We start from the raw sequence: 11,063 nt of genomic DNA on the forward strand, positions 1-11,063 counted from the left end.
TTGTTAGCGATATATCAGAATCCCACATAATTCTTCTTGGCTACGCGGCGCGCAATCTTGCCGGAGGACGTGCGGTTGATTTCGCCAGGTGCCTTCCACACGATGTCATCCGGAGTGATGCCGTGGTGGGCAGTGACCGCGGTGCGAATGGCCTCGGTTGCCTCGGCATCGTCGGACGGCTGCGCATCATCGGCGCGCTCCACCAGCAGGACGAGGGACTCAGAGTCGTTACCTTCCACGGAGAAGGCTGCGACGGAATTCGGGCGAACCTGCGCGGAAGCTGCTTGCACCGTGCCCTCAATATCCTGCGGATAATGGTTGCGCCCAGCAATGACGATGAGATCCTTCAGGCGGCCGGTGATATACAGTTCCCCATCCACGATGGTTGCCAAGTCTCCGGTGGCCATCCAGTGATCGTCTTCCGGCAGGCCATCTTGTTGACGCTCACCCAGCGTATTTCGGAAGGTCGCAGCAGTTTCCTCTGGGCGGTTGAGGTAGCCGGTGGCCATATTGGGACCGTGGACCCAGATTTCTCCGATAACGCCGTCCTTCACCTCGGCGCGAGTTTCCGGATCCACAATGGCGAGGTGCTGATGCGGCACGCACTGTCCATTGGAGGCGTAGGCAACGGTCTCTTCGGATTTATCCTCGATGACGGCGCGACCTGCAGCTAGCTCCGCGCGGTTAAAGTGCGCGATGACCGGGCGCTTGTCAGTTTGCGGGGTAGACACAAGAAGCGCCGCTTCTGCCAGACCATAGGACGGGCGCAGTACGGAACGGTCCACGCTGAAGGCTTCGAGGAAGGAATCCACGGCAGATTCGGTAACCGGCTCGGAACCGATAATGATGCCGACCACGTGCGAGAAATCTGCATCCTCGGCATGGCGAGCGGCGAGTTCCAAGGCAAAGTTCGGGATGGCGGCATAGGTAGCCTGCTTGCCGGCGGTAAGGCGCCGGACCCAGCGATCTGGGTGCTGGATGAAATCGCGCGGGGTCATCATCTCGAAGTCGAGGCCCAAGATGGTAACGAATACGGCCAGGATAATGCCCATATCATGGTGCATCGGCAGCCATGAAACGATGCGGGCAGGCATCTGCAGCTGCAGTGCCTGGAAGATCTGTGCCACGTTGGTAATAATCGCGCGATTGGTGAGCTCCACGCCGGCCGGGGTACGGGTGGAACCGGAGGTGTACTGCAGGAAGGCAGTGTCCTCTGCGGTTCCCTCCACAGGAGTCCAGGAGGACGCCAAAGAATCAGGAAGGGCGTCGAGGGAAATGATGCGCGGGCGGTCGCGTTGAGCGGAAAAGTACGTGCGCACTGCCGCCGCCGATACGCGGTTAGTTACCACAATAGACGGTTCACAGTCACCAAATACGGCATTAAGGTGGTCCGAGTGCCCTGGTTCGTTGGGGTCATACAGCGGAATCGGCACCATGCCCGCATAAAGAGCACCCAAGAAGCCGAAGACGTATTCCGGCGAATTACCCGCCAAGATGGCCACGCGGGTACCGGGCTCTGCCACCTGCTGCAGGCGCGCCGCCACCACCTTGATGCGGTTATTGACCTGTGCGCGGCTAAGCTCCCGGCAGGTTTCCTCCTCACCGTAGATCCACTGGCGCATCACCACGCGGTCTGGTTCGGTCTCCGCTTGAAAGAGCTTCTCTGCCAACTGGGCCAAGGTGAACTCGGGCGCTAAAAACTGCCCCATCTGCGCTTTCAGATCCATCGATTCTCCTTAGGTAAATGGTTTCGGTAATAAAACTATCGGAGTTGGGGGAATGGTTGTTACGCGGCGTCGATAAGCTGGCGGGCCCAGCCCACTACCCATTGGTTCGCAGTCGTGCCATCGATAACGCCACTATTGGAGGCGTACTGCGCATGCACGCCATTCGCGGCAATCAAACCCTGCGCGCGCTCAAGTGCATTGGTCACGTTTGGCGGGGCATCACACACCGAATCATTGGGCGCGCAAATCTGGAAGGTGCGATCCGCGAGGCTACCGAACCCATTCTGGCGCGCACCACGCATGGAAGCACCCGGCACGATGGGCTGAACCAATCCGGATACCGGCTGAAGGGCAATTTCAGCGCCGACGCCACCCACCTTGCGACCCGGGTTTTGCCCGACGCCATTTTGGCGGCGGCCGTCTGCGATAAGGGCCACGCCTGCGATTGATTCCGCCGGAACCACGCCCTGGCCGCCACCAATCTCATCGGCAACGTCGCCAGCAATCACGGCGCCCTGAGAAAAGCCGCTCACAATGAACTTGGTAGCTGGGCAGCTTTGGTGAACGCTACGTAGCTCGTCATTCATCTTGGCGGTTCCCTCATTGCGGGAATCGTCGTAGCTCATCTCATGTCGCGCATTAATGTTTTTAAATTGCGCGGTATAGGGCAGGGTCCAGACCTTTACGTCGTCCCCGTAGGCCTCCTGCAACGGCTTCGTAATAGACAGCATGAACGAGCGCGGGTTGGCAGAAGGATTAATGGGGTCGTCGTCAGCCGCTGACTCCCAAGTACCCGGGGCAGAAATGAACTCCACACGCGGGCACCACTCAGGCTGCTGCGGTTGCGGCGGCGCAGCCTGCTCCGTGGTGTGCGGAGCCGGGGAATCAGTGCCTTGGTTAAGGTAACGCGACGCGCCCACGCCAATGACAGCTAAGACGACGAGGGCCGCGACAACGGTAATAATTTTTCGCATGGATTAGTTGTACCAGGTAAACCTAGCAAATCCCTGAACGTGCGGAATCCTTGATGAGCTGGGAAAGCTCCTCAAAACTCTGCGTGGTGCGCTGCTGCTCGATGAGCTGGCCGGCAACCGCAGAAATGGTGACCTCATTCTCGTCACAGGCCGCTTTGCCGGCTCCAAGGAGCTGATCCTCTACGCCATCGACGTTAACACCGCCGTCCTTGAGCTTGTCCAAGTACTTGGCGTCCGGTTCCGGCATCTCAGCGGACGGGATTTCAGAGATCTCACGCGCACCGCGGTCTTCTTGCGACTTAGAGGTGGCACTCTCCGAAGAGGAAGGGACATCGGACTCCCGCTCGAGAGGCGCGACCTCGGTCTCTTGCGACGGTTCGCTATCCACCGTGGCGGAATCGCAGCCCGCAAGACCCAAGCACAGCGCCGCGCCCGCAACTACTAGCTTGCGCATAGCTACTTCTTCTCGGTTCGAACCTGGCCGAGGACCTCGCTAATCTTGCCGTGCTGGAATTCCTGGCTCAGGCCGCCAGCGGCAATCTCGGAGTAGTCAGAAGTAGGCCAGCCGAACTCGCCCTGCTCCCAGCCAGCCTGGCCCCAGCGGTCCATGATCTTGCCCTTGATGATGTAGTGCGCGCCCGACTTCGGGGACCAGTAGATGTTGCCTTTTTCAAAGGCCTGGAAGAAGCCGCCATTAACGGCGTTCTCGCCGGACTTCGGGAAACCAAGCGCAGATTCAGCGCCGCCCATGTCCTTGTACTTGGCGCCGATAGCACCATGGACTACTTGGTTGGAGCCGTCCGGATTACGGGTCAGGACGCCATTCTGGAATTCCTGCATGTAGCCCTCACCAACCTTCTTAACCGGGCCGGTCGGGTACTTCAGGTCGCCCTTTTCGTAGCCGTTCTTGCCCCAAGCCTGGAACATATCGCCGGTAATCTCCCAAGCACCGGTCTCCGGGGACCAGTAGATGGAGCCGTGCTCGAAGTGCACGAAGCGACCCTTGCCGTCCGGGGTCTTAGACTCGCCGGTCTTAGGGAAGCCCAGCCAGGAGGTAGGCCCGCCGATTTCGGCGTAGCGGGCACCAATGCGGCCGAAGAGGGCGTGCGCACCGGTATCCGGGGACCAGTAAGCGGTACCAGACTCGAAGTCCTGGGCCTTGCCCTTCTTGGCGACGTCGTACTCGTTATTCAAGCAAGAGCCAATGATGCCGCTCTTGGTTTCCTTGGCGATAGCACCGATAGCCTCGCAGTCCGCACCGCGATCAGCCTTGTCCATCTCGAGGGCATCTGCGATGTAGGGCCATGCCTGCTGCATCTCAAACTGCCAGTATTCCCAGCTGTGCACACCGGATGGGCGGAACTTAGTCACGGGGTCAATCTTGACGCGCTTCGCATAATCAACAAAAGTCTGGGTCGACATACGGGAGATGACCTCTAGGCCCATGCCGGCGAGGTTTGCTTGACCCTTGGCCACGGAGTTGGCGTTGCCAAAGTCATCCTTGCCCGAACCCGCAGAGACGTATACCTTCATGTCCTTCAGGTTTTCAATGCCCAGCTTTGGATCATGGTCAATCCAGTTTTGAGAGCCCGGCTCGCCCCACATCTTGCGGGAATCATAACCGCCGGCATCAAGCTGCGAAGCCATGATGGCTTCCGGCATGCCGCGCGTAGTGGTGTCCAAGTAGCCGGAGAAGGAGCCCACGAAGTTAAACAGGTGCGGGTTACGCTCAGCCAAGTTCATCGCGGCGGTGCCGCCCATGGACAGGCCAGTGACCGCACGCTTGTGGTTCGAGCGGTACTCATTGTCCAAAATGGGGATCAATTCCTTGGTCAGGAAGGTCTCCCACATGTAGTGCTTACCGCGGTCTGCCTGCTCCCAGTCCGAGTAAAAGGAAGATTCGCCGCCTACCGGCATAACTAGGTTGACGTTACGGTCAGCGTACTGGTTCAAAATATTGGTCTCGATGGTCCAGCCGGACTCATCGTCACGTGCACGTAGGCCATCCAGAGCCCATACTTCTGGGAACTTCTTTTCCGGGTGGGAGTACCAGTCACGAGCCAGCTGGATTTGCACCTTCTGCTCTTTATCCGGCATGGCTGCGGAGTTGATGTAGACCATCAGGTGGCGGTTGGTCAGGTACTCCACACGGTTGATCTTCACGCCCTCCGGCAGGCCCTTAACATCCGGGTATTCAGTGTTCAGCGGGGTGCGAGCGGGCGGATCCTTCGGTGCGAAGTGGTCGGACAGGCTGGAATCGCCGCCGATTGCGGAAGAGAGATCGCCTACGGAAGATTGTGCGGTGGCGTTTGGCAGCAGCGCCAAACCCACGGCGATAGCGGTAGGTACTGCGGCCACTGCAAGGCCCTTGCGAGCTTTGCTCGGGGAAGTGCTTTTGCGCATAGGTAAACGTCCTTGAAGATTTGCCGCGGTACCTTTCCGAGGGTTCCCCTCCCCCGGACCGATGCCTGCGGCGTGAGCTGTCTATCGTGTGCTCAAGTTTAAGTTGAACTTGAGACTTACGCTAGACTGACACGCCGCTACATTGCCGGGGAGTTGCCCGGGGTGTCCTGTCCGCTCACACGGTACAGGTGCTCGTTGACAAACTCGCCGACGCCCCAGCGTGCCAGCTCGCGGCCGTAGCCGGAGCGGTTCACGCCACCGAATGGCAGGCCTGCTGCGGTTACCGACGCCTCGTTGACAAACGTCATGCAATCGTTGAGCTGGTTTGCCACCTCGAATGCGGCATCCAGGTCGGTGCCCCACACGGAGCTGGACAGACCATACTCCGAGTTATTGGCGATCTCGATAGCCTCTTCAACATCCTTGGCCTTGTAGACAATGGCCACAGGGCCGAAGATCTCGTTGCAGCCAACGTCGGTGGATGGGTCGACGTCGGTAAGCAGCGCAGGCTCCATGTAGGCGCCCTCGCGATCGATCTTCTTGCCGCCTACGCGAATCTTGGCGTCACCATTGGCCGTAGCCTTTTCCAGGCGCTCCACAATCTCATCGCGAGCATCGATGGAGGACAGCGGACCAATGTCGGCATTCTCGTCGTCATAAGTGCCAACCTTCATGGCCTCAATCTTCTTTTCCAGGTACTCCACGGTGCGGTCGTAGAAGTCCTCCAGAACGATAAGGCGCTTTGGCGCGTTGCAGGCCTGGCCGGTGTTGTACATGCGGATCAGGTTGTACTGATCCAGTACCCACTCCAAGTTCTCATCATCAATAACCAGGAACGGGTCGTTGCCGCCCAGCTCCAGCACGGACTTCTTGTAATTTTCACCGGCGGTCTTGGCCACGGCAGAGCCCGCACCCTCCGAACCGGTCAGCGAAACACCCTTGATGCGCTTATCCGCTACAAAAGCATCCATCTGGGAACCGGAAGCGTAGATGTTGATGTACGCATCCTTCGGCAGACCAGCCTCTTCCAGGATGTCCTGACATGCCTGGGAAGAAAGCGGGCAGATGGAAGCGTGCTTGAGGACAATGGTGTTACCCAGCAGCAGATTAGGCGCCGCGAAGCGGGCTACCTGGTAGTACGGGAAGTTCCACGGCATGATGCCGAGCAACGGGCCGATCGGCTCCTTGCGCACTACGGTCTTGTCGGCATTCTGTGCCGGCAGGTACTCATCGGCAAGCAGCTCGTGCGCGTGCTCGGAGTAATAGCGGTAAATATCGGCAACAATCTGTACCTCGGCCTTGGCCCAACGGGTCAGCTTGCCCATCTCGCGGCCGATATGATCGGCCAATTCATCAATGCGCTCTTCATAAAGATCAGCTGCGCGGGACAAAACCGCAGCGCGCTCTTCGATGCGAGTGCGGCGCCATGCCTCGTAGGCCGCGGTGGAGCGGTCTAGGATGTCATCGCGCTGTGAATCATCGATACGTTCAAACTGGTCTTCACTTTTGCCTGTGTTTGGATTCTCAATAGCGAACATGGTCCCTTTTTAACTTCAAAACACACTTCCCGCAATGCTTTACTTCGGGTCTTTCCAAATTTGAATGAACACGTCAGAACTATGACTGTGGTCCGCAGAGAGTGCGACCCCACCTTTTGCATACCAAAGCGCCTTACCTTGGAAGCAAAATGTTTACTAGGCAAAACTTTGGCAGAATGCCCCTGATTCTAGCTAGCCCGTCCGTTTCCACTCAGAAGCAAAACCAATCCGCCCCAACGGCGGTGGAATATGTACCTACAGCTATTGCGAGCATATGAATCCCTTGTTAATATACCAGAGTCATTACCCACGCATTTGAAGGAATTGCAATGGACGTACTGCTCCAAATCAATGAAATTGTTTCCGGTCCCATCAAGGATCTTCTGGTTCACATCTCGGGAGGAAGCTTCCCTGACATAAAACTGCCTAATATTTCCTTGCCAGAGGTAAGCCTCCCTGAACTGCCTCCAATGTCTTCTCCGACCTACCCAGAAGAAGTTAACGTCGAAGTAGGCGGATCCTCCTTCGGAGATCTGGGCTCCTCGGAGTTCCTCAACGATAACGGTTCCTCCGAGTTCCTGAATGAAACCGGCTCTTCGGAACTGCTCAACGGCACCGGATCGTCGGATTTCTTCAACGAAAACGGCTCTTCCGAACTGCTGAATGATTTCCAGTCCTCCGAACTGGACTTGAGCGCCCTAGGCAGCATCCTGGGTGGCTAAATTCCACCGACGTAATCAGCAGTCCTTTCGAAATATGTGATTTGCACCAAAAGCTGCTGAGACAAGTTTTCTAGTTGGGATAGAATTTTAGATTCTATCCCAACTTTTGTTTTCCTTTAATGAGGATTCCTACTCGCGCGCTAACGGGCAGAAGAGGATGCGGACATTTTTAGGAATATTCAGAGTAATAGCTTGCGTCGGCGTTAGTTGATGCTTAATCTGTCGAACTCAAGCTTGGTTCTTCGTTCGTTGTAGGAGCCGACATATTCATGAATCGCTTTCTCTAATTCTTCACGATGGCGCCACTCACGCCCATAGAACATCGCATTTTTCATTCGGCCGAACAACCCCTCGCACACCGAATTGTCGGGTGAGCACCCTTTCTTCGACATTGAACGAGCAAAACCGATGTCTCGGGAGGCTTGGAACCAACTATTACCTCGATAGTGACAACCCCGATCGGAACGGATCACTAATCTTGTCAGGTCCGGCTTCATCGTGCATGGTCTTCGTGCAGGCTCGTTTACCGATCCAACCCAAAAATATCGTGAGAAACGATTGACTCCAAGCTCTATTGAAGCCGCGTGAAGTGAGAAGTCTCCATTACTCTCATAGAGGGCCACAGCATGACCTTTGAACTGTTCGGAAAACCTAGGCAGGGCGGTCGATTACCTTTCTTCCCAACTCAACCGAGCTAAATGTCAGGTGTCTACCAAACAGGGGTCAGGTCCAATACCTATAAACCTAACCCCACACACAAACAACTTGAGACGCTCGGCTGTTTGCGTTCAGTAGCGCTCATCAAACCCCACTTTCCTTCCTCATGGAATCGTTGAGACCAAGCATAGACGCACTTTTTCGAGTTCAGCGACAACTCGGCTGCAACGGCATCAGGAGACGGGATCTGTCCCGTTAGATCCGGGCAATTTTGAATGGGGCGAAAGCCGCCGTATGGAAAAAGCCATTAACCAACTAGCAGTGGCGAACCCAGCCGTTTCTCAGATTAAGCGTAAAGCAAACCCTCGCACACAAACAATCGGACGCCCCGGGCCTTCACGAAACATTGGATTAGGCCACCCCAAAGCGTTAGAAACCGAGCACAATCTCACCCAGCCAGTCAGCTCAGGGCGGGAAAAGAAACGAAGCTAAACCAAACCCAGGATACTTGGTATCTTCAGCAGCTATACGCTAACACCTCTGCTCCAGCACTATTTGGCGCCCGCGCTAGCCTCTCTCCGAAGTCACTGGCATCGAGAGCAGAAATCTACAACTTCCAAATGGAACTGGCAACCGCGGAACTACTCCTAAATTTCCTACTGTCTTCGTCAACTCCTGCCGAGAAATGGATTTCTTCTATGCCACCGTAATAGATAACAGTGAAACGCCATTCCATTTAGCGCCATCCTCACGAAAGCCCTAGCACCATCCATTTGAGAGCCCAGTGAAAGAAACACGACACCCTCGGCCGAGCCTCACCCCAAAACAGGAGACGCTCCAGCCACATGACGATCGATTGTCACTCCGATAACACTAATAACACTAATATTGTACACTTTTCAAACCGCTCAATTTGTACTATTCCCAGGTACTCATTATTCTTACAGTAAAAGTTCGATCCCGACGAACTTCACCAACTAAGTTCCCCTACCCTCGGAAGATATGAAACATTTAAAAACAAAAATTGCCGCCGCCTTCTTTACCCTCACCACCGGCCTAACAATGGCCCAGAGTGCTAACGCTGCTCAGGGACAAGAGATGGTCACTTTCGGTGATTCTTTCACCGCCAATGGAGGCGCTCCAGGCGACCGCGGAGCCCCAAGCCCCTACAAACCGTATATCAACATCCACCCTTGTTTTAACGACAAGCGAAACTGGGCACACCAAACCGCCAAGAACCTCAACCACTCTATTGCGGACTATTCTTGCAACGGGACCAGCTACTGGCTCGACGCTTACGTCAACAATGCCATCGAAACTGGAAACATTGGCCAAAACACCAAAGAAGTTGTCTTCATGTACGGTGGCCTCCAACCTGACACTTATGTAGATGCCCTTGCTAATGCCACTCTCCCTAACATTCCCAAGGGATCAAACTACCGCGGACTACTCGGCTACCAGTTCAACAAGATCCGCAAAGTAGCCCCCAACGCACGCATCACCATGGTTAACTACACCCCCATGACCGTGAATGACACTTTATGCGCCATTAACCATGGCAATTACATCCTTCCCATTTCCTTCCCAGGAGCCACCCTCGCAGAAGAAGAATTCAACCGAGAGATTGGACGCGCTGCGCACGCACTCGGCGCTAACTTCATTAATCTCCATGACCAAGCCAAAACCCATGACACTTGCCAGCCAGACACCTCCCAACGCTGGGCTGTAGCAGTTCAAACACCAACTGCGCCATCTGTCATGCCCATGCATCCAACAGATGTAGGACACGACGGCATGGCCCGAATCATCACCCAAGAACTCCAAAACCACTAGCAGATCAGGCACGGTTCCCTATCAGACCAACTAGAAATCTGGCAGGGAACATCTGCATTTAAACGGAAACGGAAAATGAAAACTTACACCAAAATCTCTGCAGTAGCCGCCGCAACCGCAGCTCTCATCGCAGGACAGACCTCCGCCCTCGCCGCAACACCAGGCAACACCGTCCTCACCGGTGACAGCGTAGTAGCCAACCCAACCGTGCCTGACTACTGGAAGAATAAAGCAAACATCAAAGTAAACACCGGTGTCGGCTGTGTTACAGACGGGGCCATCGCCGACGAAATCGCCAACGCATCCGGCGGCGCACACGTCGACCAGTACCAATGCGCAGGTGCCTCCTTTTCCACCGGCGGTGTACATATCGACAATGCCCTGCGCACCGCAGCTCAACACGGTGACCTCAACCCACAAACAAAAAACGTGGTCATCGTCGCAGGAGCCAATGACACCTATCCCTACGGCCCCGACGTCCAAGCATCAGACCGCGCAATCCGCGACGGCCTCCGCAATGCCATCAACATCGCCCACCACCACGCACCCAACGCCAAAGTCATGGTAGTCGGCTACCCCCACATCTCTTTCAACAACATGTCCTGCTACAACAGCGGACTCGGCTCATCCAACCCCTTCCCCATCCCGGCCGGCAACACTGCAGGTACCGAGCAGCGCCTACAGAACACACTCCGCGAAGTAGCACAACAAAACAACGCCACCTTCCTCGACGCGTGGCCAATGTCCGAAGGCCACGACGCATGCTCCCCCGACCGCTGGTGGGTAAACCTCGTCGACATTATGCCACCAGCACCAGGCAATCTTCCTCTCCACCTCAATGCTCACGGCACTCATGCCTACGGCCAATTCATCGGACACAACCTCGCTAAGTAACCCAAACAACAAAGTTTCCCGTGCAACCCTAAAATGCACGGGAATTTCTCGTCTAACAAGGAAAACACCTATGAAAACCACAAAAATCAGCACAGCGTTCGCCGCCGCAGCACTAACAACCACACTCCTAGCCCCCACCGCACAAGCCCTCCAGCCTGGAGACAAATACGTAGCACTCGGCGACTCCTATGAAGCGTCCTGGGTTTAGTTCCGCTTCTTTTACGGCCCTGTGTTGATGGGCTGGGTGAGATAGTACTCGGTTTCTACTTCCTGTGGGGTGGCGTAGTCCAATGCTTCGTGAAGTCGCTTAGTGTT

General features: G+C 55.8%; 9 protein-coding genes. 3 read left to right on the plus strand and 6 right to left on the minus strand.

Going from position 1 to position 11,063, the window contains the following annotated elements:
• Positions 1–14 precede the first annotated feature (14 nt).
• The 5 genes from QP934_RS08755 to QP934_RS08775 form a co-directional block, all read right to left on the minus strand.
• Positions 15–1,727, minus strand: a complete 1,713-nt coding sequence (locus QP934_RS08755; RefSeq protein WP_419127332.1) for an AMP-binding protein — start codon at positions 1,725–1,727, stop codon at positions 15–17.
• Positions 1,728–1,786: 59 nt separating this feature from the next.
• Positions 1,787–2,701 carry a cutinase family protein gene (locus tag QP934_RS08760; RefSeq protein WP_284788799.1) on the minus strand — a complete coding sequence of 305 codons (915 nt, stop codon included), beginning with the start codon at positions 2,699–2,701 and terminating at the stop codon, positions 1,787–1,789.
• A gap of 22 nt (positions 2,702–2,723) precedes the next feature.
• Positions 2,724–3,155 (minus strand): hypothetical protein, encoded by a 432-nt coding sequence (locus tag QP934_RS08765; RefSeq protein ID WP_337888905.1) that lies wholly within the window; start codon positions 3,153–3,155, stop codon positions 2,724–2,726.
• A gap of 2 nt (positions 3,156–3,157) precedes the next feature.
• Entirely contained in the window at positions 3,158–5,104 is a 1,947-nt protein-coding gene (locus tag QP934_RS08770) for an alpha/beta hydrolase-fold protein (RefSeq protein ID WP_419127333.1), read from the minus strand.
• Positions 5,105–5,241: 137 nt separating this feature from the next.
• Positions 5,242–6,642 (minus strand): NAD-dependent succinate-semialdehyde dehydrogenase, encoded by a 1,401-nt coding sequence (locus QP934_RS08775; protein ID WP_419127334.1) that lies wholly within the window; start codon positions 6,640–6,642, stop codon positions 5,242–5,244.
• Between the two features lie 329 nt (positions 6,643–6,971).
• On the opposite strand from QP934_RS08775, the gene QP934_RS08780 reads away from it, so the two are divergent.
• The gene (locus tag QP934_RS08780; RefSeq protein WP_284769112.1) at positions 6,972–7,364 is read left to right on the plus strand and encodes a hypothetical protein; all 393 of its coding nucleotides are present in this window, start codon (positions 6,972–6,974) and stop codon (positions 7,362–7,364) included.
• Positions 7,365–7,567: 203 nt separating this feature from the next.
• Here the strand turns inward: QP934_RS08780 and QP934_RS08785 are convergent, their stop codons facing one another.
• Positions 7,568–7,861 (minus strand): IS3 family transposase, encoded by a 294-nt coding sequence (locus QP934_RS08785; protein WP_419127335.1) that lies wholly within the window; start codon positions 7,859–7,861, stop codon positions 7,568–7,570.
• A 1,162-nt stretch (positions 7,862–9,023) separates the two neighbouring features.
• Here QP934_RS08785 and QP934_RS08790 point away from each other — a divergent pair.
• Positions 9,024–9,854 carry a GDSL-type esterase/lipase family protein gene (locus QP934_RS08790; RefSeq protein ID WP_419127336.1) on the plus strand — a complete coding sequence of 277 codons (831 nt, stop codon included), beginning with the start codon at positions 9,024–9,026 and terminating at the stop codon, positions 9,852–9,854.
• 75 nt (positions 9,855–9,929) lie between these two features.
• Entirely contained in the window at positions 9,930–10,748 is an 819-nt protein-coding gene (locus tag QP934_RS08795) for a GDSL-type esterase/lipase family protein (RefSeq protein WP_419127337.1), read from the plus strand.
• Positions 10,749–11,063 lie beyond the last annotated feature (315 nt).

It is taken from the genome of Corynebacterium sp. MSK122 (genome assembly GCF_030229435.2).
GTDB lineage: Bacteria > Actinomycetota > Actinomycetes > Mycobacteriales > Mycobacteriaceae > Corynebacterium > Corynebacterium marquesiae.